The 25,811-nt window shown below is 75.3% G+C and carries 20 protein-coding genes and 2 rRNA genes; 4 read left to right on the top strand and 18 right to left on the bottom strand.

What is annotated here, in order from left to right:
* Positions 1 to 5 precede the first annotated feature (5 nt).
* The 6 genes from K353_RS31860 to K353_RS31885 all read right to left on the bottom strand — a co-directional run bounded on the left by K353_RS31860 (position 6) and on the right by K353_RS31885 (position 8,072).
* Entirely contained in the window at positions 6 to 485 is a 480-nt protein-coding gene (locus K353_RS31860) for a hypothetical protein (protein WP_111556964.1), read from the bottom strand.
* Positions 486 to 526: 41 nt separating this feature from the next.
* Positions 527 to 1,588: a ParA family protein gene (locus K353_RS31865; RefSeq protein ID WP_199528312.1), complete on the bottom strand. Its 1,062-nt coding sequence runs from the start codon at positions 1,586 to 1,588 to the stop codon at positions 527 to 529.
* 447 nt (positions 1,589 to 2,035) lie between these two features.
* On the bottom strand, positions 2,036 to 3,151 hold the full coding sequence (gene ald, locus K353_RS31870; RefSeq protein WP_111556965.1) for an alanine dehydrogenase: 1,116 nt from the start codon (positions 3,149 to 3,151) through the stop codon (positions 2,036 to 2,038).
* Between the two features lie 240 nt (positions 3,152 to 3,391).
* The gene (locus K353_RS31875; protein WP_146616635.1) at positions 3,392 to 5,287 is read right to left on the bottom strand and encodes a tetratricopeptide repeat protein; all 1,896 of its coding nucleotides are present in this window, start codon (positions 5,285 to 5,287) and stop codon (positions 3,392 to 3,394) included.
* A 377-nt stretch (positions 5,288 to 5,664) separates the two neighbouring features.
* A complete protein-coding gene (locus K353_RS31880; RefSeq protein WP_111556967.1) occupies positions 5,665 to 6,288 on the bottom strand; it encodes an NUDIX hydrolase in 624 nt (207 codons plus the stop codon).
* A 113-nt stretch (positions 6,289 to 6,401) separates the two neighbouring features.
* A complete protein-coding gene (locus K353_RS31885; protein ID WP_305000343.1) occupies positions 6,402 to 8,072 on the bottom strand; it encodes a CTP synthase in 1,671 nt (556 codons plus the stop codon).
* 335 nt (positions 8,073 to 8,407) lie between these two features.
* Between K353_RS31885 and K353_RS31890 the strand changes: the two genes are divergently transcribed.
* The gene (locus tag K353_RS31890; protein WP_111556968.1) at positions 8,408 to 10,336 is read left to right on the top strand and encodes a glycoside hydrolase family 15 protein; all 1,929 of its coding nucleotides are present in this window, start codon (positions 8,408 to 8,410) and stop codon (positions 10,334 to 10,336) included.
* A 49-nt stretch (positions 10,337 to 10,385) separates the two neighbouring features.
* On the opposite strand, the gene K353_RS31895 is transcribed toward K353_RS31890, so the two are convergent.
* The 3 genes from K353_RS31895 to K353_RS31905 form a co-directional block, all read right to left on the bottom strand.
* Positions 10,386 to 11,546 carry a glycosyltransferase family 4 protein gene (locus K353_RS31895; RefSeq protein WP_111556969.1) on the bottom strand — a complete coding sequence of 387 codons (1,161 nt, stop codon included), beginning with the start codon at positions 11,544 to 11,546 and terminating at the stop codon, positions 10,386 to 10,388.
* A 124-nt stretch (positions 11,547 to 11,670) separates the two neighbouring features.
* A complete protein-coding gene (gene recN / locus K353_RS31900; protein ID WP_111556983.1) occupies positions 11,671 to 13,404 on the bottom strand; it encodes a DNA repair protein RecN in 1,734 nt (577 codons plus the stop codon).
* 63 nt (positions 13,405 to 13,467) lie between these two features.
* Positions 13,468 to 14,205 (bottom strand): YitT family protein, encoded by a 738-nt coding sequence (locus K353_RS31905; RefSeq protein ID WP_111556970.1) that lies wholly within the window; start codon positions 14,203 to 14,205, stop codon positions 13,468 to 13,470.
* A 113-nt stretch (positions 14,206 to 14,318) separates the two neighbouring features.
* Between K353_RS31905 and K353_RS31910 the strand changes: the two genes are divergently transcribed.
* On the top strand, positions 14,319 to 15,791 hold the full coding sequence (locus tag K353_RS31910) for a PLP-dependent aminotransferase family protein (RefSeq protein WP_111556971.1): 1,473 nt from the start codon (positions 14,319 to 14,321) through the stop codon (positions 15,789 to 15,791).
* Between the two features lie 43 nt (positions 15,792 to 15,834).
* Here K353_RS31910 and K353_RS31915 read toward each other — a convergent pair whose 3' ends face one another.
* The 4 genes from K353_RS31915 to K353_RS34090 form a co-directional block, all read right to left on the bottom strand.
* Positions 15,835 to 16,734: an NAD kinase gene (locus K353_RS31915; protein ID WP_111556972.1), complete on the bottom strand. Its 900-nt coding sequence runs from the start codon at positions 16,732 to 16,734 to the stop codon at positions 15,835 to 15,837.
* A gap of 91 nt (positions 16,735 to 16,825) precedes the next feature.
* Positions 16,826 to 17,632 (bottom strand): TlyA family RNA methyltransferase, encoded by an 807-nt coding sequence (locus K353_RS31920; protein WP_111556973.1) that lies wholly within the window; start codon positions 17,630 to 17,632, stop codon positions 16,826 to 16,828.
* 36 nt (positions 17,633 to 17,668) lie between these two features.
* Positions 17,669 to 17,824 (bottom strand): hypothetical protein, encoded by a 156-nt coding sequence (locus K353_RS34675; protein ID WP_158585553.1) that lies wholly within the window; start codon positions 17,822 to 17,824, stop codon positions 17,669 to 17,671.
* Complete coding sequence (locus tag K353_RS34090) at positions 17,817 to 18,953, bottom strand: hypothetical protein (protein ID WP_146616636.1); 1,137 nt, start codon at positions 18,951 to 18,953, stop codon at positions 17,817 to 17,819. The genes K353_RS34675 and K353_RS34090 overlap by 8 nt, the downstream gene beginning before the upstream one ends.
* Positions 18,954 to 19,077: 124 nt before the next feature.
* On the opposite strand from K353_RS34090, the gene K353_RS31930 reads away from it, so the two are divergent.
* A complete protein-coding gene (locus K353_RS31930; protein ID WP_111556974.1) occupies positions 19,078 to 19,425 on the top strand; it encodes an alkyl sulfatase C-terminal domain-containing protein in 348 nt (115 codons plus the stop codon).
* A 109-nt stretch (positions 19,426 to 19,534) separates the two neighbouring features.
* Here the strand turns inward: K353_RS31930 and K353_RS31935 are convergent, their stop codons facing one another.
* Entirely contained in the window at positions 19,535 to 20,581 is a 1,047-nt protein-coding gene (locus K353_RS31935) for an HAD-IIA family hydrolase (protein ID WP_111556975.1), read from the bottom strand.
* Between the two features lie 74 nt (positions 20,582 to 20,655).
* Positions 20,656 to 21,246 (bottom strand): tetratricopeptide repeat protein, encoded by a 591-nt coding sequence (locus tag K353_RS31940; protein ID WP_111556984.1) that lies wholly within the window; start codon positions 21,244 to 21,246, stop codon positions 20,656 to 20,658.
* A gap of 105 nt (positions 21,247 to 21,351) precedes the next feature.
* On the opposite strand from K353_RS31940, the gene K353_RS31945 reads away from it, so the two are divergent.
* Complete coding sequence (locus tag K353_RS31945; protein WP_233533961.1) at positions 21,352 to 22,707, top strand: DUF1015 family protein; 1,356 nt, start codon at positions 21,352 to 21,354, stop codon at positions 22,705 to 22,707.
* 122 nt (positions 22,708 to 22,829) lie between these two features.
* Here the strand turns inward: K353_RS31945 and K353_RS31950 are convergent, their stop codons facing one another.
* From K353_RS31950 to K353_RS31965, 3 genes are all read right to left on the bottom strand, one after another.
* Positions 22,830 to 23,714: a tetratricopeptide repeat protein gene (locus K353_RS31950; RefSeq protein WP_111556976.1), complete on the bottom strand. Its 885-nt coding sequence runs from the start codon at positions 23,712 to 23,714 to the stop codon at positions 22,830 to 22,832.
* Positions 23,715 to 25,266: 1,552 nt separating this feature from the next.
* Positions 25,267 to 25,383, bottom strand: a 5S ribosomal RNA gene (rrf, locus tag K353_RS31960).
* Positions 25,384 to 25,519: 136 nt separating this feature from the next.
* Positions 25,520 to 25,811, bottom strand: a 23S ribosomal RNA gene (locus tag K353_RS31965); the annotation flags it as partial.

A 25,811-nucleotide genomic window follows, 5' to 3' on the forward strand; every position in this document is an offset into this window, starting at 1 on the left:
GGCCCTCAGCGTCCGCGCAGCCGGCGCACCAGGATCGACGCCTCGCCGCGCTGCTCCAGGTCCGCCAGGACCACCGCGACGGCCTCGCGGACGACCCGTCCGCGGTCCACGGCCAGGCCGTGCTCACCGCGCAGCACCAGGCGGGCGTGCTCCAGGTCCATCAGTTCCTCGGCGGACACGTACACGGTGATCTTCTCGTCGTGCCGCTCCCGCCCGGAGGGCCGCCGGGCCCGTCCGCGTCCGCGCACCGTGGCCGGGGCCGTCCGGCGGGCCTCTGCGGGGTCCTCCGCGCGCCCCGCAGGGGCCGCCGGGGCAGCCTCCGGTCTGGCGGCCGGCACCTCGACGGCGCGCGGTGCGGGAGCGGCGCCCTCGCCGCTCCCGGGGGGTTCCTGCCCGGCGGGGGCCGCGCCGTTCACCGGAACGGTGCCGTTCGCGGGGCCGGAGCCGTTGCCGTTGTTGCGCGCGAGCGAGGGCGACAGGGCCATTCCGCCGGTTGACCGGAACAGTTCGTCGGCCCCCGGGAGGCTCACTCGGCGGGGCGGCACCGGTCGAGCACCTCCCTGGCGAGCTGGCGGTAGGCGGCCGCGCCGACCGAGTTGGTGGCGTAGGTGGTGATCGGCTCGCCGGCCACGGTGGTCTCCGGGAACCTGACGGTCCGCCCGATGACGGTGTGGAAGACGTGCTCGCCGAACGCCTCGACGACCCGGGCCAGCACCTCGCGCGAGTGCACGGTGCGCGAGTCGTACATGGTGGCCAGGATGCCGTCCAGCCGCAGCTCGGGGTTGAGCCGCTCGCAGACCTTCTCGATGGTCTCGGTGAGCAGCGCGACACCGCGCAGCGCGAAGAACTCGCACTCCAGCGGGACGATGACGCTGTGCGCGGCGGTCAGGGCGTTGACGGTGAGCAGGCCCAGCGAGGGCTGGCAGTCGATGATGACGTAGTCGTAGTCGGGCAGCAGCGGCTTGAGCGCGCGGGCCAGCGCCGACTCCCGGGCGACCTCGCTGACCAGCTGCACCTCGGCGGCCGACAGGTCGATGTTGGACGGCAGCAGGTCCATGCCGGGGATGGCGGTCTTCAGCAGGACCTCGTCGGCCGTCAGGCCCCGCTCCATGAGCAGGTTGTAGACGGTGACGTCGAGTTCCATCGGGTTGACGCCGAGGCCGACCGAGAGCGCGCCCTGCGGGTCGAAGTCCACCAGCAGGACCCGGCGGCCGTACTCGGCGAGCGCCGCGCCCAGGTTGATGGTGGAGGTGGTCTTGCCGACGCCGCCCTTCTGGTTGCACATCGCGATGATCTGCGCGGGGCCGTGCTCGGCGAGCGGCGCGGGGATCGGGAAGTACGGCAGCGGGCGGCCGGTCGGGCCGACCCGCTCGCGGCGCTGGCGGGCCGCGTCGGGGGCCAGGGTGGCGGCGTACTCGGGGTCGGGCTCGTACTCGGCGTCCGGGTCGTCGTAGGGCCCGTAGCCGAGTTCGCTGTAGGCCAGGCCGTACGCGGCGAAGTCGGCGTCGTAGTCGGTGGCGGCTGCCGCCGCGCTCTGGCGGGCCTCGAAGGTGCGGACCGCGACCGAGCCGACCTCCTGCGCCCCCACCGTGGCCTGCCGGGCTTCCTCGTTCGGCTGCCCGGCGGAGAGCTCCGCCAGTCCTGGCTGACCACCCCCGGGAGCAAATGTCGACTCATTCACAAGTCGTCTTACCTCCTTGGACATCCAGGACTCTATGTCGATTCGTCAGCGTGGCAGCATGCCAACGTTTTGCGACTCTAGGCCGTTTCGGGCATTCGCAGCAACACAATCCACGGTAGTGGGCCGCGTGTGTCGGCCTTTCACCCACCCCGTGTCAAGACACGAGCCTAACGTTTCCGCCCCCGCGGCGGGCCGTGAGGGCCTGTCAGGTGTCCTTGTCGACAGAGCGGGTGACAAACCGCACCGGAATTGACCGCCGGCGGTCACCACCGGGCCGCCGACCGCCCCCGGGCACGCCAAAGCCCCCGGCGCGAAGGGGAAGGACGGCCGGGGGCGACAGCGGGTGAGGGGGCGTCAGGCGAGCACGCTCTCCAGGGAGACCGACTCCAGGCCGAAGGCCTCGGCGACGGCCGGGAAGGTGATCTGGCCCTCGTGCACGTTCAGGCCCTGGGCGAGCGCGGCGTCCCGGCGCAGCGCCTCCTTCCAGCCGCGGTTGGCCAGCTCGACCACGTACGGCAGGGTCGCGTTGGTGAGCGCGTAGGTGGAGGTGTTGGGGACGGCGCCCGGCATGTTGGCCACGCAGTAGAAGACCGAGTCGTGGACCTGGAAGGTCGGCTCGGCGTGCGTGGTGGGGTGCGAGTCCTCGAAGCAGCCGCCCTGGTCGATGGCGATGTCGACGAGCACGGAGCCCGGCTTCATCTTGGCGACCAGTTCGTTGGTGACCAGCTTGGGGGCCTTGGCGCCCGGGATCAGCACGGCGCCGATCACCAGGTCGGCCTCGACGACGGCCTTCTCCAGCTCGAAGGAGTTGGAGACGATCGCCTTGACCTTGGTGCCGAAGACCTTGTCGGCCTCGCGCAGCTTGTTGATGTCGCGGTCGAGCAGGGTCACCTCGTAGCCCATGCCGATGGCGATGGTGGCCGCGTGCCAGCCGGAGACGCCGCCGCCGATGACGACCGCCTTGGCCGGGTGGGTGCCGGGCACGCCGCCGGGCAGCACGCCGCGGCCGCCGGCCGGGCGCATCAGGTGGTAGGAGCCGACCTGCGGGGCCAGCCGGCCCGCGACCTCGGACATCGGGGCGAGCAGCGGCAGCGCGCCGTTGGGCAGCTGCACCGTCTCGTAGGCGATCGCGGTGGTGCCGGAGGCGACCAGCGCGTCGGTGCCGGCCCGGTCGGCGGCCAGGTGGAGGTAGGTGAAGAGGGTCTGGCCCTTGCGCAGGCGGTGGTACTCCTGCGCGATGGGCTCCTTCACCTTGAGGATCATGTCGGCCGCGGCCCACACCTCGTCGGCGGTGGGGAGGATGGTGGCACCGGCGGCCACGTACTCCTCGTTGGGGATCGAGGAGCCGACGCCGGCGTTGTCCTCGATGACGACCTCGTGGCCGTTGCGGACCAGCTCATGCACACCGGCAGGCGTGATGGCCACGCGGTACTCGTGGTTCTTGACCTCGCGGGGGATGCCGACCTTCACGGCTAACACGTCCTCTTGCCATGGGGGATACCTGCCGGGGAAGCCCGGCGGGCGACGCACATGAAGGGCACAACGGACAGGCCGGTGCATGGACCTATGCGCGACTGAGTTCGAGTGTAATGAAGCCCAGTCGGCGTGTCAGCCTTCCAAAGTGACCAAATCAGCCGGACCGATTGGCAGGTTCGTAGGCTTGCATGCCTTCCGGGGCCACATTGCGGGGCGAACCCCGCATCTACGACATTACTCCGGAAGCGGGTGCCGGCCCTCCTGGCCGAGGTGCCGCTGGAGCCGCGCGGCCAGCGCCGCGACCTCCCGCTCGCCCCGCCCGTCGCCGGTGCGGCGCAGCACCGCGGCCGCCGAGCGGTACTCGCGCAGCGCCTCCTCGAAGCGCCGCAGCCCGGTGTGCGCCTCCGCCAGGCGCACCAGCAGCCGGGCCTCGGCCGGCTGGTCGCCCAGCGCCTGCCGCAGCACCAGGGCCCGCCCGTACGCGTCGGCGGCGCGCAGCGGGTCGCCGAGCGCCCGGTGGCCGTGGCCCACGCCCTCCAGCGCGCGGGCGCAGCCCGCCTCGTCGCCCGCCCCGCGGGCCAGCTCGACGGCCCGGCGGTAGCGCTCGCCCGCCTGCTCCCAGCGCCCGGCGGCGGCCTGCAGGTCGCCCAGGTTCAGCAGCGCGGCGGCGGCCCGGCGCGGGTTGCCCTGCCGCTCGGCGACCTTCAGCACCGACTCGTGCAGGGCGTGCAGGTCGGCGGGGGCGGCCTCGCCGGTCAGCGGCAGGGCCCGCAGCAGGGCGGTGACCAGGCGGCCCGCGGAGCCGTCCAGGTCGCCCTGGCCGACCGCGTCGGCGACGGCCGTCAGCAGGAGCTCGCGCTCCCCCAGCAGCCAGCCCTCGGCGTGCGCGGCGGTGCGCAGCCGCAGCGGGCCGGGCAGCGGGTCCGGGTTGGGGCCGGCCGCCGGGTCCAGCAGCAGGCGGGCCGAGTCCACCAGCCGCACCAGCCGTTCCAGCAGCCGGGCCCGGGCCAGCTCCACCTCGGACGGGCGGTCGGCCTCCCCGCGCAGCTCCACCAGCCGCCCGTGGAGCCGGCCCGGCACCCGGTGGCGCGCGGTGCCGTCCGCCGCGTCCGGCTCGCGCTCCAGCAGCTCCAGCTGCTCCAGCTCGGCCAGCGCCGCCCCCGCCTCCGGCGCCGGGCAGCCCACCAGCGCGGACGCCGTGCGCAGGTCGACCCGCTGGCCGGGCGCCAGCGTGCACAGCCGCAGCAGCCGGGCCCGGGCCGCGGGCAGCCGCCGGTACGCCAGCTCGAACGCCCCGCGCAGCGGGTCGCCCTCCACCACCGGCACCGTCTCCCGCTCCGGGTCCGCGGGCCGCTGCGGCCCCTCCACCGCCGCCGGGACGGGCCCCGGGACGGTGCGCAGCCGGGCGGCGGCGTCGGTGACCGCCAGCCGGGGCTCGGTGCGCAGCCAGCCCGCCGCCAGGCGCAGCGCGGCCGGGCGGTTGGCGCACGCCTCGGCCAGGTCGGCGGCGCCCACCGGGTCGCAGGAGATCCTGGTCCCGCCGACCAGCTCACCCAGCAGGTCCACCGCGGCCCGGTGGTCCAGTCCGCCGAGGATCACCGGGTCGATGCCGTCGATGCCCGTCAGCGGCCCCGAGGTGGTGGCCAGCAGCAGCGACTCGGTCTTCTCCGCCAGCAGCGGCCACACCTGCCCGGCGTCCCGGACGTCGTCCAGCAGCACCAGCGCCCGGCGCTGCCCGAGCGCCTCGCGCAGCGCCTCGCAGGCCGGGTCCTCCTCGGCCGCGCCGGGCAGCAGCGCCGCGCCGGGCCGCTCGCCCAGCTGGTCCAGCAGCATCCGGGCGGCCCGCCCGGCCCCCACCCGGCTGCCGTCCGGCGCGGACAGCCGCGCGTACAGCAGCCCGTCCGGGTGGTCGCCGGCCACCGACCTCGCCCACCGCACCGCGAGCGCGCTGCGCCCCGAACCGGGCCGCCCCGCCAGCACCAGCAGCCGCCCGCGCCCCTGCGCGGGCCGCCCCGCGGCGAGCGTCAGCGCCGCCAGCTCCGCCCCCCGCCCGGCGAACGGCCGGGCCCCCGCGGGCAACGCGTCGAAGATCCCGGCCGCCTCGGCCACCGCCGCCGTCTTCCTCGCCACCCGCGCCACTCCCGACCCGTCGCCCAGCGAACCCGACCCGCGCACCGGGCCCTGTCCGCGAAGCGTAGTTCGGTCACCCCGCCCCGCCGAGACGCCCCGGTATGACCAACGGCCGAATCACCTCGCTGGAGCAAAGCGAAGCCGGAACCGGGGGCGCGGGGAGACCCGCGCGACAAGGCGGAACCGGGGGCGCGGGGAACTGCGCGGGGAACTGCGCGGCCCACCGTGCACCCGCGGCCGGACCGCGACGCGGCACGACGGGTCGCCCTGTCCCGCGATCCCGCCGACGTTCACCCGGCCGGTCGCGCAGTCCCCCGCGCCCCCGGTTTCGCACCGTCCGGCACGGCGGTTCTCCCCGCGCCCCCGGTCGTTCGCCCTCAGTACGGCCGGGCCGGCCACTGCGCGTCGGCGGGCCGCAGCGCGTCGAGGCCCTCGCCCGCCAGGGCCGCGCCGAGCGCCAGGACCCCGGTGACCAGGGTCGGGTTGTGGAGTTCGCCCGCCAGGACCAGCCGGACGAGTTCCTCCAGCGGCACCCGGGCCGCCTCCAGTTCCAGCTCCTCGCCGTGCGCCTCGTAGCGCTCGCCGTCCGCGTCCGACAGGTCGGTCGCGAGGAAGAGCCGGACCGCCTCGTCGCTGCCGCCGGGCGAGGTGAAGAAGTCGACCAGGACGCGCCAGTGCCCGGCCTTGGTGTGGGCCTCCTCGAAGAGCTCCCGCTGCGCCGCGTGCAGCGGGTTCTCGCCGGGGACGTCGAGCAGCCCCGCCGGGAGTTCCCAGAGCCGGTGCCGGACGGGGTGCCGGTACTGGCGCAGGGTCAGCACCCGCCCGTCCCCGTCGAGCGCGAGCACCGCGACCGACCCGGGGTGCAGCTGGTAGTCGCGCTGCGCCCACGTCCCGTCGGGCATCCGGACCTGCTCGCTGCGCACGCCGGTCACCTTGCCCCGGAAGGGCGTGCTCCCGTCCCGGACGTCCCACTCCTCGGCCACGTCGTGAATCCCGGCCACCGGGCACCACCCCTTCTCGTCAGATAGACACAATCTACCGGACGCCGCCCCGCGACACGCCGGAGCGCCCGCCGGGAGGATCCCGGCGGGCGCTCCGGCGTGTCGCGGGGCGTTCAGCCGATCTTGCGGTCGATCGCCGCCGCGACCAGCCCCGCGAACAGCGGGTGCGGGCGGGTCGGGCGGGACTTCAGCTCGGGGTGGGCCTGGGTGGCGACCAGGTAGGGGTGCACCTCGCGCGGGTACTCGACGTACTCGACCAGGTCGCCCTTCGGGGAGAGCCCGGAGAACTGCAGGCCGGTCTTCTCCAGGTCGGCGCGGTAGGCGTTGTTGACCTCGTAGCGGTGGCGGTGGCGCTCCTCGACGTACTGCTCGCCGCCGTACACCTCGCGCACGATCGAGCCCTCGGCGAGCTTCGCCGGGTACAGGCCCAGGCGCATGGTGCCGCCCAGGTCGCCCTTGCCGTCGACGATGGCCAGCTGCTCGGCCATGGTCGAGATCACCGGGTACTTCGCGGCGGCGTCGAACTCGGTGGAGTTGGCCTCCGGCAGGCCGGCCAGGTTGCGGGCGGCCTCGATGACCACGCACTGGAGGCCCAGGCACAGGCCCAGCAGCGGCACCTTGTTCTCGCGGGCGTAGGTGATCGCGGCGACCTTGCCGTCCACGCCGCGGTCGCCGAAGCCGCCGGGGATGCAGACCGCGTCCACGTCGCCGAGCTGCTCCTGCGCGCCCTCGGGGGTCTCGCAGTCGTCCGAGGCGACCCACTTGATCTGCACCCGGGCGTTGTTGGCGAAGCCGCCGGCCCGCAGCGCCTCGGTGACCGACAGGTAGGCGTCCGGCAGGTCGATGTACTTGCCGACCAGCGCGACCCTGACCTCGTGCTGCGGCTCGTGGACGCGGCGCAGCAGGTCGTCCCAGACCGTCCAGTCCACGTCGCGGAAGGCCAGGTCCAGGCGGCGCACCACGTACGCGTCCAGGCCCTCGCCGTGCAGCACCTTGGGGATGTCGTAGATCGACTTGGCGTCGATCGCGGCGACCACGGCCTCCTCGTCGACGTCGCACATCAGCGAGATCTTGCGCTTGATGGCCTGCGGCACCTCGCGGTCGGCGCGCAGCACGATCGCGTCGGGCTGGATGCCGATGTTGCGCAGCGCGGCCACCGAGTGCTGGGTGGGCTTGGTCTTCAGCTCGCCGGACGGGCCGATGTACGGCAGCAGCGAGACGTGCACGAAGAAGACGTTGTCCCGGCCGACCTCGTGGCGGACCTGGCGGACCGCCTCCAGGAACGGCAGCGACTCGATGTCGCCGACGGTGCCGCCGACCTCGGTGATCACCACGTCGACGTCCTCGGTCGCCATCCGGCGGATCCGGGACTTGATCTCGTTGGTGATGTGCGGGATGACCTGGACGGTGTCGCCGAGGTACTCGCCGCGCCGCTCCTTGGCGATCACGGTGGAGTAGACCTGGCCGGTGGTGACGTTCGCCGAGCCGTGCAGGTTGGTGTCGAGGAAGCGCTCGTAGTGGCCGATGTCGAGGTCGGTCTCGGCGCCGTCGTCGGTGACGAAGACCTCACCGTGCTGGAACGGGTTCATGGTGCCCGGGTCCACGTTGAGGTACGGGTCGAGCTTCTGCATCGTCACCCGCAGGCCGCGGGCCTTGAGCAGGGCGCCGAGGCTGGAGGCGGTGAGGCCCTTGCCGAGCGAAGAGGCGACACCCCCGGTGACGAAGAGGTGCTTGGTCGTCACGGCGCGGCCGTTGGCCGACTTGCCGGAATGGGGCTGTGCCAAGAGGGGGCTCCCGTGGGTCGCGTGTCGGAGGGTGACGCCGGTGGAGGGGCTCCCGGCCCTCGTTCCCACCAGTTCCACGGGATACCAGCGTATCAGTGCCCCGGCGAGTGGTCGTCCGCGTCCGGGTGCGGCGGCCCGGCGCGGATCGGCCGGACGGCGCATCGGCGCAGCTCGGACGCGGTGGCCCGGCATGGGCCCCGGCGCGCGCGGGCAGGTGGTGGGGGCGCGTGGGGGCGGCCGAACCACCCGAATCCACGTATTCTGCTCAAACGTCGACATCCTCGCCCGACCCTGTGCGCACCGTCCGCCGCGGGGCCCGCACGGAACGGAGAACCATGGCCGGTCGCATCGAGGACTACGCGCTGATCGGGGACATGCAGACCGCGGCGCTGGTCAGCCGGGACGGCGCGGTCGACTGGCTGTGCCTGCCCCGGTTCGACTCCCCCGCGGTGTTCGCCGGGCTGCTGGGCACCGACGAGCACGGCTTCTGGCGGATCGGCCCGGCCACCCCGGTCGAGCCGCCGCCCGCCGCGCCCGAGCCCCGTTCGGCCCTGCTGGACAGCGGCGAGCTGCGCGTCCCGCCGGTCACCGCCGCCGCCCCCGCGGTGCCGTGCGACCGGCGCCGCTACCGGGGCGACTCGCTGATCCTGGAGCAGGAGTGGGACACCGGGGACGGCACCGTCCGGGTGATCGACTTCATGCCGCCCCGCCACCTGCTCGGGACGCCCGACGTGCCGCAGATGATCCGGATCGTCGAGGGCCTGGCCGGCACCGTCCGGATGCGCTCGGCGGTGCGGATGCGCTTCAGCTACGGCCGGATCGTGCCCTGGGTGCACCGGGTCGAGCACCCCGAGGTCGGGCAGCGCACCGTCGCCGTGGCCGGGCCCGACTCGGTGTGGCTGGACGGCCACGCCGAGACCTACGGGCGCGACCTGACCACGTACGCGGACTTCACCGTCACCGCCGGCGAGCGGATCGCCTTCGGCCTGACCTGGAAGGCCTCGCACGAGCCGGCCCCCGCCCCGCCGGACGCCGAGGGCGCGCTGGCCTCCACCGAGCGGTTCTGGCGCGACTGGGTCGACCAGTGCACCTACCGGGGCCCCTACCGGGAGGCCGTGGTCCGCTCGCTGATCACCCTCAAGGCGCTCACCTACGCCCCCACCGGCGGCATCGTCGCCGCCCCCACCACCTCGCTGCCCGAGGACCTCGGCGGCGAGCGCAACTGGGACTACCGCTACACCTGGCTGCGCGACGCCGCGATCACCCTGTCCTCGCTGCTGCGCACCGGCTACCGCGAGGAGGCCCGGGCCTGGCGCGAGTGGCTGCTGCGCGCGGTGGCCGGCGACCCGGAGAACCTGCAGATCATGTACGGCATCGCCGGGGAGCGCGAACTCACCGAGTCCGAACTCGACTGGCTGCCCGGCTACGAGGACTCCCGCCCGGTCCGGGTCGGCAACGGCGCCGCCGGGCAGCTCCAGCTCGACGTGTACGGCGAGGTGGTCGAGGCCCTGCACCTGGCCACCATGTCCGGCCTGTCCCGGCACGACCACGCCCACCAGCTGCAACTGCGCCTGATCGAGTACCTGGAGGACCACTGGCGCAACCCGGACGAGGGCATCTGGGAGGTCCGCGGCCCGCGCCGGCACTTCGTGCACTCCAAGGTGATGGCCTGGGTCGCCGTCGACCGCACCCTCAAGCTGCTGGCCCAGGCCGACGAGCAGCCGCCCGGCCTGACCGAGCGCTGGACGGCCCTGCGCGAGGAGATCCACGCCGACGTGTGCGCCCGCGGCTACGACCCGCAGCGCAACACCTTCACCCAGTACTACGGCGGCCGGGAGCTGGACGCCTCGCTGCTGCTGATCCCGCAGGTCGGCTTCCTGCCGCCGGACGACAAGCGGGTCATCGGCACCATCGAGGCGATCCAGCGCGAACTGTCCACCGAGGACGGCTTCGTGCTGCGCTACCCGACCCACGACGACGACGGCAACAACGTCGACGGGCTGTCCGGGCACGAGGGCGCGTTCCTGGCCTGCTCGTTCTGGCTGGCCGACGACCTGGCGATGATCGGCCGGGTCGGCGAGGCCCGCGAGCTGTTCGACCGGCTGCTGGCGCTCCGCAACGACCTGGGCCTGCTCGCCGAGGAGTGGGACCCGCGGGCCCGCCGCCAGGTCGGCAACTTCCCGCAGGCGTTCAGCCACGTCCCGCTGATCGACACCGCCCTGCGGCTGACCGCGGCGGGCGGGCTCAACCTGTCCAACGGCTGACCGCCCGCCGGCCGGGCCGGTGCCGGGCGGCCGGGCCGTCGACGGGGGGTCAGGGGCGGCGCTGCGCCAGCTCGTCGTAGATGGACAGCACCTGGGCGACGGTGGCCGCCTCGTCCGGCCAGGTCGCGGCCTGGGCCCGGCCGGCGGCGCAGAGCGCGGCGCGGCGGCCGGGGTCGGCGAGCAGGTCGCGGACGGCGGCGCCCAGCGCCCGGGGGTCGGCGAACGGGACCAGGACGGCGGCGTCGCCGACCAGTTCGGGGACGCCGCCGACGGCGGTGGCGACCACCGGGACGCCTGCCCGCATGGCCTCCTGGGCGACCAGCGAGCGGGCCTCCCAGCGGGAGGAGAGCACCACCAGGTCGGCGGCGGCCAGCAGGTCGGGGATGTCGGTGCGGTAGCCGAGCAGTTCGACGGGCAGCTGCTCGGCGGCGATCCGCTCGCGCAGGTCCTGCCGCTCGGGGCCGTCCCCGGCCAGCAGCACGCGCGGGGCGGGGGCGCCGGGCGCGGCGAAGTGCCCGGCGGCGTCGAGCAGCAGCCCGAAGCACTTCTGCGGGACGAGCCGGCCGATCGCCAGCACCACGGGGCGGCCGTCGTCGCCGCCGGGCAGCGCCTTGCGGGCGTCGTCCCGGTCCAGGGTGCCGGGCGGCATCGGCGGGGCGGCGACCGGGCCCAGCCGGGCGTCGGTGGCGCCGAGTTCGCGGGCCCGGGCGACCAGGTCGGAGGAGGCGCCGAGGACCAGGTCGGCGGCCCGCACCACCCGGCGCTCCATCAGGCGCTGGAGGCGGCGGTCGAGTCCGGTGGTGAGCAGAGCGTGGTGCGAGGTGACCACCAGCGGGGTCTCCGGGCGGAGACCGGGGAAGCGGCCGGCGGTGCGCAGCGCCAGGTCGGACAGCAGGCCGGCCCGCAGGCCGTGGGCGTGCACGATGCCGGCGCCGGTGAAGGCGCGGCGCAGTTCGCCGATCGCGGTGGCGTCGCTGCGGGCCCCGGAGGTCGGGGTGATGTCGACGGTGTGCAGGCGGGCGCCGGCCCGGGAGAAGCCGAAGAGCCGGTCGGTGCCCTCGGGCGCGCAGACCGTGACGGTGACGCCGTGGGCGACCAGGCCCCGGGTCAGGGAGCGCACGTGGGCGCCGATTCCGCCGGTCGCGGCGGCCAGGACCAGCACCACGTGCAACTGGTGGGCCGCGGCGGCCCGGGCGGCGGAAGGGTCCACGTCTGTCTCGCTCCGACTCGTTGTCAGCTGGTGTCCGCTCGCCACCATGCCAGGTCGGTCCGCCTCTTGGACAGTCGGCACCGCCGCTGGCGCGTCGCCCGCGGCGGTGCCGGCCGGTCCCGGGTCAGCGGGCGCGGGCCGTGCGGGCCGCCTCCAGCAGCTCCTCGGCGTGCGCCCGGCCGAGTTCGGAGTCCTCCAATCCGGCCAGCATCCGGGAGAGTTCGCGCACCCGCTCCTCGTCGTCGAGCGTCTTGACGCCGCTGCGGGTGACGACGCCGTCGTTGGTCTTCTCCACCACCAGGTGCCGGTCGGCGAACGCGGCGACCTGCGGGAGGTGGGTGACCACCACGACCTGCGCGCTGCGGGCGAGTTTGGCCAGCCGGCGGCCGATCTCGACGGCGGCCTTGCCGCCGACGCCCGCGTCGACCTCGTCGAACAGGTAGGTGGGGACGGGGTCGGCGCCCGCGAAGACCACCTCGACGGCCAGCATGACGCGCGACAGCTCGCCGCCGGAGGCGCCCTTGGCGATCGGGCGGGGCTGGGCGCCGGGGTGCGGGGCGAGCAGCACCTCGACCTCGTCGACGCCGTGCGGGCCGTAGGCGACGCTGCGGCCCTCCAGCTCGATCCCGGCCAGGTCGTCCAGCCGGCTGATCGCGAAGGTCACCCGGGCGTGCGGCATGGCGAGTTCGGCGAGCTCGTCGGAGACCGCGGCGGCGAACTTGTCGGCGGCGGCGTGCCGGGCCCGCGAGACCTCGGCCGCCAGGTCGGCCAGCCGGGTGCGCAACTCGGTCTCCCGCGCGCCGAGTTCGTCGATCCGCTCGTCGTCGCCGTCGAGTTCGAGCAGCCGCACCGAGCCGGTCTCGGCCCAGGCGACCACCTCGGCCAGGGTGCCCTCGGCGCCCGCGTACTTGCGCACCAGGTGGGTCAGCACGGCCCGGCGGTCCTCGACGGCGGCCAGCCGGACCGGGTCGGCGTCCAGGTCGTCGGCGTACCCGGCGAGGTCGCCGGCCACGTCGGCGAGCAGGTAGCCGCACTCGCCGAGCCGCTCGGCCAGCGCGGCCAGCCGCTCGTCGTGGTGGCGCACCGCGTCGACGGCGCGGCGGGCCTGGGCCAGCAGGGTGCCCGCGTCGACGGCCTCCGGGTCGGCCGGGTCGCCCGCGAGGGCGGCGTGCGCGAGCGTGGCGGCGGAGGAGAGCGCGTCGGCGTGTCCCAGCCGCTCGGCCTCCACGGCCAGCTCGGCGTCCTCCCCGGCGACCGGTTCGGCGGCGGCGATCTCCTCCAGCCCGAAGCGCAGCAGGTCGGCCTCCTGGGCGCGCTCCCGGGCCCGGGTGGTCAGCTCCTCCAGGGTCGCGGAGACCTGGCGCAGCTCCCGGTACACCTCGCGGTAGCGGGCCAGCGGCTCGGCGACGGCCTCGCCCGCGTACCGGTCCAGCGCGCCGCGCTGCCGGGAGGGGCGCAGCAGCCGCTGCTGGTCGGTCTGGCCGTGCACCGCGATCAGGTCCTCGCCGAGCTCGGCGAGCAGCCCGACGGGCACCGAGCGGCCGCCGACGTGCGCCCGGGAGCGGCCCTCGGCGGAGACGGTGCGGCTGACCAGCAGCTCGCCGTCGTCCAGCTCGGCCCCGGCCTCCAGGGCGCGGGCCACCACCGGCGAGTCCGGGTCGAGGGTCAACCGCCCCTCCACCACCGCCCGTTCGGAGCCGTTGCGCACCAGCGCCGGATCGGCCCGGCCGCCGAGCAGCAGACCGAGGCTGGTCACCACCATGGTCTTGCCCGCGCCGGTCTCGCCCGTGACGGCGGTGAAGCCGGGGGCGAGTTCGACCACGGCGTCGTCGATGACACCCAGATCCCGTATCCGCATCTCGTCCAACACGGAGACGACCTTACGAGGTTCCACCGTCGCTTTGCGACGACCGCCCCCGGTTCACCCCTGAGTGGCGGCACCGGCGGGCGCCGCCGGGCCCTGCTCGGGGACGGTCAGCCGGGGCAGGAAGAACTGCACCAGCGGGCCGATCGCCAGGGCGTAGGCGAGGGTCCCGAGGCCGAAGGTGCCGCCGAGGAGGACGCCGGCGGCCAGCACGGTCAGCTCGATGCCGGTGCGGATCAGCCGGACGGAGCGGCCGGTGCGCCGGTGCAGGCCGGTCATCAGGCCGTCGCGGGGGCCGGGGCCGAGCCGGGCGCCGATGTACAGGCCGGAGGCGAGGCCGTTGAGGACGATGCCGGCGGCCAGCAGCGGGACGCGCACGGCGAGGGCGTGCGGGTGCGGGACGAGGGAGAGGGTGGCGTCCATGGCCACGCCGAGGACGGCGACGTTGCCGAGGGTGCCGACGCCGGGCTTCTGCCGCAGCGGTATCCACAGCAGCAGCACCAGCGCGCCCACCACCGTCACCCAGGTGCCCACGCTCAGCCCGACGTGCCGGGCCAGGCCCTGGTGGAAGACGTCCCACGGGTTGCCGCCGAGCGCGGAGCGCAGCACCAGGCCCATCGAGACGCCGTACAGCACCAGGCCGACGGCGAGCTGGGCGAGCCGGCGGGGCAGGCGGCGGGCCGGGTTGCGGACCGGGTTGCGGGCCGGGGCGGTGCCGGGCGGGTCGGTGGGTGACGGGCCGGCACCGGACGACGCGTCGGTGCGGGACGGGGGCGGGGTCAGGGAGACCGCCATCGGTGGACCTCTTCTCGGTGCGGTGCTTGCCGTTCTCCGGCGCTGCACGCCACTATGGGCAGTCCAAAACCCGACCCGACAGGGCCAATCCGAACCGAGTGGACTGATCGACGATGGCCGAGTGGCACAGCACGCTCACCCCGCACGCCCTCGCCCGCCAACTGCCCGCCCCGAACGGCCGCCGCCCCGCCTACCGGGCGCTGGCCGCGCAGGTCTCCCGGCTGGTCGCCGACGGCCGCCTCCCGGTCGGCACCCGGCTGCCCGCCGAACGCGAGCTCGCCGCCGAACTGCACCTGTCCCGCACCACCGTGGCCGCCGCGTACGAGGCGCTGCGCGCCGACGGCTACCTGCGCTCGCGGCGCGGCGCCGGCTCCTGGACGGCCCTGCCGGAGGGCACCGCGCCGCCCGCCGACGCGCTGCACCCCGTCTCCCCCGACCAGGGCGGCGTCCTCGACCTGGGCCTGGCCGCGCCCACCGCCCCGCCGCAGCTCGCCGAGGCCGCCGCGCACGCCGTCGCCCGGCTGCCCGCGTACACCGCCGGGCACGGCAACTACCCGACCGGACTGCCGGTGCTGCGCGAGGCCGTCGCCCGCCGCTACACCGAGCGCGGCCTGCCCACCGGCCCCGAGCAGGTGCTGGTCACCACCGGCGCGATGAGCGCCCTGCACCTGGCCCACCAGGCGCTGCTGTCGCGCGGCGACCGGGTCGCCGTCGAGGCCCCCAGCTACGCCAACACGCTGCGCGCCCTGGAGCGGGCCGGGGCCCGCCTGGTGCCCGTCCCGCTGACCGGCGACGGGGCCGGGCCCGCCGACTGGGACCTCGCGCAGTGGCAGCGGGTGCTGCGCGGCGCCGCGCCCCGGCTGGCCTCCGTCATCCCCGACTTCCAGAACCCCACCGGCGCGCTGGTCGACGAGGAGCGGCGCCGCGCCCTGCTGGCCCACGCCCGGGCCGCCGGCACCGCCGTGATCGCCGACGAGACCTGCGCCGAACTCGGCTGGGGCGTCGCCGACTCCGACCTGCCCCGCCCGCTGGCCGCGCTCGACCGGGACGCCCAGGTGATCACCGTCGGCTCGGCCGGCAAGATCCTCTGGCCCGGCCTGCGGATCGGCTGGCTGCGCGCCCAGCCGTCCCTGGTCCGCAAGCTGGCCGCCGACCGGGCGCTGTACGACCTGGGCACGCCCGTGCTGGAGCAGCTGGTCGCGGCCCGGCTGCTGACCGAGCACCTGCCGGCGATCCGGGCCGAGCGGCACGCGCAGCTGCGGGCCACCGCCGAGGCGTTCGCCCGCGAGCTGCCCCGGCACTTCCCCGCCTGGCGCTTCGCCCTGCCGCCCGGCGGCCTCGCGCTGTGGGCCGCCACCCCCGGGCTGCCCGCCACCGCGCTGGCCCGGGCCGGCGAGCGGACCGGCGTCCGGATCGCCTCCGGGGCCCGGTTCGGCGTCGACGGCGCGTTCGAGGAGCACCTGCGGCTGCCGCTCACCCTGCCCGCCGCGCACGTCCCCGACGCGCTGCGGCGGATCGCCGGGGCCGCCGCGCTGGCCCGCACCGAGCGCCTCTCCGGCGCCGACCCGGCCCCCGCCGCGCTCTGACCCGCCCTCCCCCGCCGCCCCGTCAACCCGCCGCCCCGGGCGGTCAGTTCTCCGACCGGCCGCGCCAACCCGTCACCGGAAGGGCGAACTTGGCGACCAGCCGGTCCGTGAACGGGGCCCGGTGCAGCCGGGCCAGCCGCACCGGGATCTTGCCCCGGCGGACCTCCACCCGCGCCCCGGCCGGGAGTTCGACCGAACGGCGGCCGTCGCACCACAGCACCCCGTGCGGGGTCCGCGGCTGCACCTCCACCGCCAGCACCGAGTCCGGCGAGGTCACCAGCGGCCGGGCGAACAGCGCGTGCGCGCTGATCGGCACCATCAGCAGCGCCTCCACCTCCGGCCACACCACCGGCCCGCCGCCGGAGAACGCGTACGCCGTGGAGCCGGTCGGCGTGGACAGCACCACCCCGTCGCAGCCGAAGTTCGACACCGGGCGGCCGTCCACCTCGGTGACCACCTCCAGCACCCGCTCCCGGGACGCCTTCTCCACCGACGCCTCGTTCAGCGCCCAGTCCTCGTGCAGCACGTTCCCGTCGGCGCGCACCAGCACGTCGACGGTCATCCGCTCCTCGACCTCGTAGTCGGCGGCCACCACCCGCTCCACCACCGTCGCCAGGTCGTCGCGCTCGGCCTCGGCGAGGAACCCCACCCGGCCCAGGTTGATGCCCAGCATCGGCAGCCCCGACTCCCGGGCCAGCTCCGCCCCGCGCAGCAGCGTGCCGTCCCCGCCCGCGACCAGGATCAGCTCGCAGCCGTCCGCCGCGCCGTGCCCGCCGGGCACCAGCTCCACCCCGTCCGGCAGGTCCAGGTCCGGCGCCTCGGACTCCAGCAGCCGGATTCGCATCCCCGCCCGCAGCAGGCCGTCCACCACGCCCTCCACGCTGCGCAGGGCCGCCTCCCGGCCGGTGTGCGCGATCAGGAAGACCGTACGACGATCGCTCATTCCCCGCTGCCCTCTCCCTACGCCCGCCGGGCCGTTGCGGCCCGGCCACGACCTGCCAGTCTGCGCAACGCCCGGACGCCTGCCAAGTACCCTACTGGGGCCCCTCGGCCACGGCCCGGTCCGCCGCCGCCGGATCCAGCGGCTCCGCGTCCCGGCGCAGCCACAGGAAGTACTCGACGTTCCCCGACGGCCCCGGCAGCGGCGACGCCGCCACCGCCCGCACCCCCAGCCCCGACTCCCACGCCTGCCCGGCCACCCGCCGGATCGTCTCGGCCCGCAGCTCCGGCGAACGCACCACGCCGCCCGAGCCCAGCCGCTCCTTGCCGATCTCGAACTGCGGCTTCACCATCAGCACCAGGTCCGCGTCCGGCGCCGCGCAGCGGGCCAGCGCCGGCAGCACCAGGCCCAGCGAGATGAACGACAGGTCGCCCACCACCAGGTCCACCGGCTCCCCGCCGATCAGCTCCGGCGTCAGCTCCCGCACGTTGGTGCGGTCCATCACCGTCACCCGCCCGTCGCTCTGCAACGACCAGGCCAGCTGCCCGTAGCCGACGTCCACCGCCAGCACGTGCGCCGCGCCCGCGCGCAGCAGCACGTCCGTGAACCCGCCCGTGGACGCGCCCGCGTCCAGCGCCCGCCGGCCCGCCACCACCAGGCCCCGCGGCACGAACGCCGCGAACGCGCCCGCCAGCTTGTGCCCGCCGCGCGAGACGTAGTCCGGGTCCGCGTCGTCCTTCGCGACCACCACCGCCGCCGCGGTCTCCACCTGCGTCGCCGGCTTCGTCGCCACCGCGCCGCCCACCGACACCCGGCCCGCCGCGATCAACTCGCTCGCGTGCTCCCGCGAACGGGCCAGCTTGCGGCGCACCAGCTCCGCGTCCAGACGGCGTCGTGCCACTGCCACTGCTACGTCAGCTCCCACATCGGACGGTCCTCACCCGCGGTCCAGCGCCGCGAGGGTCGCGGCGAGCCGCGCATGGACATCTTCGTACACCTCGACGCACCGCTCCGCCCCCGCCCCGTCCAGCTCCCCCAGCAGGGCCAGCGCCACGTCCACCTCGGACTCCCCCGTCCGGTCCCCCTCACTCACCACCGGCCCCCTCGCCCCCGGCTCCGGTCCCGGTCCCGGTCCCGGCCCGCCGCCCGGGGGCAGGAGGCGTCCGCTTCGCGGGGGTGCTCTTCGCGGGGGTCCGCTTCCTGGTGGCCTGCTTCGCGGCGCGCTCGCTCGCGGGGGTCACGTTCGGCACGGCCTTCTTCGCGGCGGTCTTCTTCGCCGGGCCCTCGTCGTCGGCGGTCCCGCTCGCGGCGGTCTTCCCGGCCGCGCCGCGCTTCGCCGGGGCCTTCTTCGCGGGCAACGGCGCGCTCGGGAACGCCCCCCGCGCCGACGCGCCGTCGGCCGCCGGGACGGACGGGACCGTCCGCTTGACCGCGGTCTTCCCTGCCGCGGCCTTCTCCGCCACCTCCGCGGGCGTCCCGACCACCGAGGCCGCCGGAGCCGCGGGGGCCGCCTTGCGCGGCACCGAGCGCTGCGCCGACGCCTGCTTCGCGGCCGCCCCCTTGCGGGCCGCCGCCTTCCGCGCCGGAGCCCGGCGCGGTCCCGCCGGCGCGCCGTCCGCCGTCCCGGCAGCCTCCCCGGGGGCCCGGCGCGCCGCGGCCTTCCTGACGCCCGACGCCGAACCCGCCGCCTGCTTGCGGGCCGCCGCCTTCCGCGCCGCCGCCTTCCGGTCACCGGCCACCGCCACGTTCTCCGCCGGGGTCTCCATCGGGGTCTCCACCGGGGTCTCCGGCTCCGCGTCCCAACCCGCGTCGAACAGGCCCTGGGCCCGCGCGGCCGGGCGCACCACCGGCGCCACCGGCTCCTCGGGCCCGGGCTCCTCGTCCGGCGGCTCCTGCCCCGCGACCGGCTCCTCCTCGACCTCCCGCAGCTTCGACTCCAGGAAGCTCAGCACCACGCCGACCTTCACCACCTGGTCGCCGACCTTCTCGAACACCCGTTCCGCCTCGCCCCGGGCCACCCCGGCCACCAGGTCGACCCCGGCCCGGCCGGCCGTCACCGCCTCCTCGGCGAGCACCCGCAACTGCTCCACCCCGGGGGGCAGTTCACCCCTGGGCTTGAGCAGTTCCCCGGCCGTGTCCAGCACCCGGCGGCCCGCCTCCTCGGCCAGCTCCGCCGCCACCACCAGCACGCCCCGCACACCCCGCACCGCGTCCTGCAGCATCCGTCCGCCTCCTCGCCGCCGCCACCGACTACCGCCACCGACGCTACCCTCTCCGGGCCGCCGCCGTACGGCGCTGCGCTAGCGTGGAACGCCGAACGACCACCGACGGGAGCAAGCCGCAGACATGGCCACCACCGAGGAGTGCCGCACCGCGCTGGAGCAGCTCAGCCGCAACCTCACCGCCGCCGGCGGCGACATCCGCAAGGCCGCCGCCCTCGACCGCTCCCTCAGCTGCCACCTCACCGACCTCGACCTGACCTTCACCGGCCGCCTCACCGACGGACGGCTCACCGGCATCACCGAGGCCCCCGGCCCGCCCGCCACCAAGGCCGACATCAAGCTCACCACCACCGGGGACGACCTGGTCGCCCTGGTCGCCGGCGAGCTCCCCTTCCCCACCGCCTGGGCCACCGGCCGCCTCAAGCTGGACGCGAGCCTCCGCGACCTGCTGCGCCTGCGCACCCTGCTCTGACCCCCCGCGCCGCCGACCGACCGGCACGGACCGACCGGCACCGGCCACCCGTCCCCCGAACGGATGGCCGCACCACGGCCCGGACCGGCCCGGACCGGCCACGGACCCGTCAGTCCGCCGCGGGCAGCCCCGCCAGGGCCTTCGCCGACTCCGGCGCCGCGCCGTCGTGCCCGTCCGCCCACGTCCAGGCCGCCGCGCACAGCGCCCGCACCGCGTCGATCCGGCCGCCCGTGCCGTCCAGCGCCAGCACGCCGCCGTCCGCGCCCGCCGTCCAGCCGCCGCAGCCGAACCGGCCGCCGTCCAGCGCCGACACCTCCGGCTGCGCCTCCAGCAGGCCCCGCAGGTCCTCGGCCAGGTAGGTCGGGCGGTGCTTCGGCGGCGCGGCCAGCACCTGCTCCGGCGTGGCGATGCCGGTGAACACCAGCAGCGAGTCCACCCCGCCGTTGAACGCGCCCTCGATGTCGGTGTCCAGCCGGTCACCGACCACCAGCGGACGCTTCGCCCCCGTCCGCAGCACCGTCTCCCGGTGCATCGGCGGCAGCGGCTTGCCCGCCACCTCCGGCTCCACGCCGGTCGCCGCCCGCACCGCCGCCACCAGCGTCCCGTTGCCCGGCGCGATGCCCCGGGCCGTCGGGATCGACAGGTCGGTGTTCGAGGCCACCCACGGCAGGCCCCGGCCCACCGCGTACGAAGCCTCCGCCAGGTCCTTCCAGCCGACCGACGGGTCGTAGCCCTGCACCACCGCCGCCGGGTCGTCCTCCAGCGAGCGCACCGGCACCAGCCCGCGCTCCTCCAGCGCCTCCAGCAGCCCCGCCCCGCCGATCACCAGCACCCGCGACCCCGCCGGCACCTTCTCCGCCACCAGCCGGGCCGCCGCCTGCGCCGAGTTGATCACGTCCGCGGGCTCGGCCGGGACGCCCAGCTCCGTCAGGTGCTCCGCCACCGCGCGCGGCGGCCGCGACGCGTTGTTGGTGACGTACGCCAGCCGCATCCCGGCCGCCCGGGCCCGCTCCAGCGACTCCACGGCGTGGACGACCGCGTGCGGCCCGGCGTACACCACCCCGTCCAGGTCCAGCAGCGCCGTGTCGTACGCCTCCGTCAGCGCCTCCGCACTGGACCCCGGCACGCTCCGCACCGCCGCGGCGTTCTCCGTCATCGCTGCTCCACCCTCGTCACCTCGAACCGAACGGACACCCGCCAGCCTAGGCCGCGCCCGCCACCGCACCCCGGTCAGCCCTCACCAGGGTCCTCCGGGCCCTCCGGCCTCCCCGGACCGTCCGAACCCTCCGAGCCACCCGAACCCTCCGGGCCGCTCGAACCCTCCGGGCCGTCCAGCGGTGCCGGGTACCCGGGCGCCCCCGGCAGCAGCGGCCCGTACGCCCCCGCCCGGGCCGCCAGCGTCGCCCTGGTCTGCCGCAGCGCCGCCTGGTAGTGGCGGTTGCCCGGCTGCATCGCCACCGCCAGCGCCAGGTGCTCCGCCGAGACCTCGAAGTCGCCCAGCCGGGCCGCCGACACCCCCCACCCGAACTGCGCGTAGTCGTCCGACGGATCGGCCTCCGCCACCGCCCGGAAACTCTCCAGCGCCCGCGCGTACTGCCCCGCGTCGAACTGGGCCCGCGCCAGCGCCTCCCGGATCGACCCCGACCCCGGCTCCGCCTCCGCCGCCCGCGCCAGCAGCTGCACCGCCGCCGCCGGGTGCCGCTCCTCCAACAGCCGCACCCCGCGCCGGAACCAGTCGTACACCCCGCCGCCGGGCGCCCCGTTCCCGCCGGCCCCCGGAACCGCCGCCCCGCCGTCGCCCTCGTGCTCCCGGTGACCCATCCGCACCTACCCCGCTTCCCGTCCGCCCGCCCACGTCCCGGATGACCTGGACGTCCACCCGCATCGCGATCTCCCAACAAGGACTACCCGACTAACATGCCCAGAATGAGCGCCCCTCGTGCCGAAACCGGCAACGAGCCCTCGGGCGGCCCCGGAGACCCCGGGCACGTCGCCACCGCAGGGCTGTCCCTGTCCCCGTTCCGCGGCCTGCGCTACGACCCGCACCGGGTCGGCGACCTGGCCGCGGTCACCTCACCGCCGTACGACGTGGTCGACCCCGGACGGCGCCTGGACCTGGAGACCGCGGACCCGCACAACATCGTCCGCCTGATCCTGCCCCGCCCCGAACCCGAGGACGCCGGCGACCGCCCCGACCGCGACACCCGCTACCGGCACGCCGCCCGCCTGCTCAGCGACTGGCGCCACCGGGGCGTCCTGACCGCCGACCCCAACCCCGCCCTGTACGTCTACGAGCAGCGCACCCCCTCCGGCACCCTCCAGCGCGGCCTGATCGGCGCCCTCGCCGTCAGCGGCCCCGAAGCCGGCGTCGTCCTGCCGCACGAGGACGTCATGCCCAAGCCCGTCGCCGACCGGGTCGGCCTGATGCGCACCACCCGCGCCAACCTCGAACCGCTGCTGCTCACCTACCGCGGCCACGGCCGCGCCGCCGACGTCATCGAACGCGCCGCCGCCACCGAACCGCTGCTCGCCACCACCACCAGCGACGGCACCCACCACCGCCTGTGGGCCGTCACCGACCCCGCCGAACTGGCCGCCGTCACCCGCGACCTGGCCGGCTGCCGCGCCCTGATCGCCGACGGCCACCACCGCTGGGAGATGTACCTGCGGCTCCAGCGCGAACACCGCCACCTGCCGCGCAGTCCCTGGGACCGCGGCCTGGTCCTGCTCGTCGACACCGACCGCTACCCGCTGCGGGTCCGCGCCATCCACCGCGTCCTGCACCGCCTCCCGCCGGACGCCGCGCTCGCCGCCCTCGACCCGGCCGCCTGGCGCACCACCGAGCTGCCCGGCGCGCTCCCCGACGCCCTCGCCGCCCTCGCCGAGGCCCACCGCTCCCCCGGCAACTCCTTCGTCCTCACCGCCGGCGACGGCCGCTTCCAGCTCCTCACCGGCCCCGACGAAGCCACCCTCGCCGCCACCGTCCGCACCGACCGCCCCGAGGAGTGGCGCCGCCTGGACGCCACCGTCCTGCACGCCGTCCTGCTCGACCGCACCTGGCACGTCCCCGACAGCCCCGAGCACATCGGCTACCTGCACTCCGCCGAGGCCGCCGTCCGCGAGGCCGCCCGCACCGGCGGCACCGCCGTCCTGCTCCACCCCGTCGAGGAACGCGTCGTGCGCCGCCTCGCCGAACAGGGCGTCACCATGCCCCGCAAGTCCACCTCCTTCGGCCCCAAGCCGGCCACCGGACTGGTCCTGCGCTCCCTCGAACTCGGCTGATCCGCGGCTGCCCCGCCACCGGCTCGCCGCAGACCCGCCACCGACCCCGCCACCGACCCGCCCGCGCGGAACGCGGAGAGGCCCCCGCTCCTACCCGGAACGGGGGCCTCTCCACACGCCGGTCAGCCCTTCTTCGGCTGCTCCTCGAACGAGTCCTCGTCGTAGTCCTCGTCGATCTCCTCGTCGTCCTCGTCGTAGAACTCCTCGACGTCCTCTTCGTCCTCGAAGATCATCCGGTCGTCGCCGACGTCGTCCTTGTCGATCTGACGGCGCACCGGCTCCACGGCCTCCGCGCCCTCGTCCTCGACCTCGGCGTCCTCGTCCAGCGCGTCGGTGAACTCGATGCCGTCGATCTCCGCCAGCCGCTCGGCCGCGTTGGTCGACCCGTCCGTGTCGGCCTCCACGGCCTTCACGAACCACTCCCGGGCCTCGTCCGCCCGACCCGCCGCGATCAGCGCGTCCGCGTACCCGTAGCGCAGCCGCGCCGTCCACGGGTGGATCGCCGAGGACGCCAGCTCCGGGCTCTGCAGCGTCACGACGGCCGCGTCGAACTGCTCCAGGTCCGCCCGGGCACCCGCCGCGACCAGCCGCATCTCGACCTGACCGGCCTTGTCCAGCTGCTTCACCTCGGGCTCGCCGGCCATCGCCAGCGCCCGCTCCGGCCGGCCCAGACCGCGCTCGCAGTCCGCCATCACCGGCCACAGGTCGACCCGCCCGGTCATCCGCTTCGCCGCCCGGAACTCGGTCAGCGCCTCCGCGTACCGCTGCGTCATGTACGAGGCAAACCCGGCCGCCTCGCGCACGCTCGCCACCCGCGAAGCCAGCCGCAGCGCGACCCGCGAGTAGTTGTAGGCCTCCTCCGGCTCGCTGTCGAGCAGCCGCGCCACCATCACCAGGTTGCGCGCCACGTCCTCGGCCAGCGTCTTCGGCAGGCTCTTCAGGTCCTGCTTGACGTCCGCGTCGATCTCGAACCCGGTCACGTCGTCCGGGATCGGCAGCCGCTTCACCGGCTCCTGACGCCGCTCGTCGTACCCGCCGCCCCGCTCGTCCCGCCCACCGCGGTACCCACCACGGTCGTCACGCCCGCCCCGGTACCCGCCCCGGTCGTCCCGACGCTCATACCCGCCACTGCGCTGCGGACGGTCGTCCCGGCCACGGAAGCCGCCACGGTCACCGCCACCCTGCGGGCGGTCGTAGCCGCCGCTGCGCTGCGGGCGGTCGTCCCGGCCCCGGAAGCCGCCGCCCTGCGGGCGGTCGTAGCCGCCGCTGCGCTGCGGGCGGTCGTCACGGTCACGCCCGTACGAGGGGCGGTCCTCACGCGGACGGAACCCACCACGGTCGCCACCACCCTGCGGACGGTCGTAGCCGCCGCTGCGCTGCGGACGGTCGTCCCGGCGCTCGTACCCGCCACTGCGCTGCGGGCGGTCGTCGAACGAACGCTCCTCACGCGGCCGGAAGCCACCACCCTGCGGGCGGTCGTAGCCGCCGCTGCGCTGCGGGCGGTCGTCACGGTCACGCCCGTACGAGGGGCGATCCTCACGCGGACGGAACCCACCACGGTCACCACCACCCTGCGGACGGTCGTAGCCACCACTGCGCTGCGGACGGTCGTCCCGGCGCTCGTAGCCACCACTGCGCTGCGGGCGGTCGTCGAACGAACGCTCCTCACGCGGCCGGAACCCACCACCCTGCGGGCGGTCGTAGCCACCGCTGCGCTGCGGCCGGTCGTCGCGGCCCCGGAAGCCGCCGCCCTGCGGGCGGTCGTAACCGCCACTGCGCTGGGGGCGGTCGTCGCGGTCCCGCCCGTACGAGGGACGGTCCTCACGCGGACGGAACCCACCACGGTCGCCACCGCCCTGCGGACGGTCGTCCCGGCCACGGTAGCCACCGCCACCGCCGCCGCCCTGCGGACGGTCGTCCCGGCCACGGAACCCGCCACGGTCGCCGCCGCCCTGCTGCGGGCGGTCGTCACGGGAGCGGTAACCGCCACCGCCCCCACCGCCGCCGTACGAAGGCCGGTCGTCACGCGAACGGTAGCCACCGCCGGCGCCACCGCCCTGCGGACGGTCGTCACGGGAGCGGTAACCACCGCCACCGCCGCCACCGCCGTACGAAGGCCGGTCGTCACGCGAGCGGAAGCCCCCGCGGTCACCGCGGTCGTCACGACCCCGGTAGCCGCCGCCTTCGCCACGGTCGTCACGACGCGGGCCGCGGTCGTTCGACCAGCCCCCTCGCGACCTGGGCTCGTACCCCCGGCCGCCGTCGTTACGGCGCTCGGGCCGGTCCTGGGGCGGGTTCGACATGCTGGTGACTCCTGTCTGCACACTGCGAGTTCGAGAGGCGCCACTGCCGATCCACCGACACCAGCGCGAGATCCGGACGCCCTCCGCACCCCACCAGGGCCCGGAACGTCCACCTTGTCCATTGTCCGGCATCCGGCGGAACACCGCGTCCGGGTGCCCGACCACCGTCCGCCGGCCGTCCACGTGTCCGGCCGATGCCCAACAAAAAAGGCCGAGGCCCCAGCGAATCGCTGGGGCCTCGGCCTATTGAAGAATTGTTCGGCGGCGTCCTACTCTCCCACAGGGTCCCCCCTGCAGTACCATCGGCGCTGTGAGGCTTAGCTTCCGGGTTCGGAATGTAACCGGGCGTTTCCCTCACGCTATGACCACCGAAACCCTATCGGGTATTCAGCGAACACACTTTTCAGTTGAAAAATGGTGTTGCTTCTTGTGGCGGGGTCGAAAGAATCGACTCCCTACCGGCGATAGCTGTTCGCTACCCGGGAACCACACAGTGAACGCGAGCGTCTGAGGACAAGCCCTCGGCCTATTAGTACCGGTCAACTCCACCCCTCACAGGGCTTCCATATCCGGCCTATCAACCCAGTCGTCTACTGGGAGCCTTACCCTCTCAAGGAGGTGGGAGTGCTCATCTCGAAGCAGGCTTCCCGCTTAGATGCTTTCAGCGGTTATCCCTCCCGAACGTAGCCAACCAGCCATGCCCTTGGCAGGACAACTGGCACACCAGAGGTTCGTCCGTCCCGGTCCTCTCGTACTAGGGACAGCCCTTCTCAACACTCCTACGCGCACAGCGGATAGGGA

This window comes from Kitasatospora sp. SolWspMP-SS2h (assembly GCF_003259315.1).
Classification (GTDB): Bacteria; Actinomycetota; Actinomycetes; order Streptomycetales; family Streptomycetaceae; genus Kitasatospora; species Kitasatospora fiedleri.